Origin of the sequence: Agrobacterium sp. 22094, assembly GCF_052046015.1 — a bacterium.
GTDB lineage: Bacteria > Pseudomonadota > Alphaproteobacteria > Rhizobiales > Rhizobiaceae > Agrobacterium > Agrobacterium cavarae.
The window spans coordinates 1-328 of the sequence record NZ_JBQEPX010000054.1; the positions used below are offsets into that span (position 1 = coordinate 1).

Here is a 328-nt window from a genome sequence, read left to right on the forward strand (position 1 = left end):
TCACAGGTAGCACAGTTGAAGCAGAAGTATTACTAGGACTTGAGACATGGTTCTCAAAAGAAAATAACCGTCTGAGCTACGAAAACTGTTTTGTCTATGAACAAGACGAGAGTGCAGTTGGAATTATTGTCGCTTATCACGGTAGTGAAGCAACACAGCTTGACGCACCAATTGTACATCACTTAAGAGCATTACATAAAGATGAATCAATTACGTTAGAAAAAGAAGCTGAGCTTGATGAGTATTACATTGATACATTATCAGTTTCAAGTGCACACGGCGGAAAAGGTATAGGTTCTAAATTAATTGAAGCTGCCGAAATCTATGC

1 protein-coding gene is annotated in these 328 nt (G+C 38.4%); it reads left to right on the plus strand.

Translation table 11 applies throughout. From position 1 onward, the window contains the following. Nucleotides 1–328, plus strand: a 328-nt coding sequence (locus ACTJK5_RS23135; protein WP_440613336.1) for a GNAT family N-acetyltransferase, incomplete at both ends; no start/stop codon positions are given.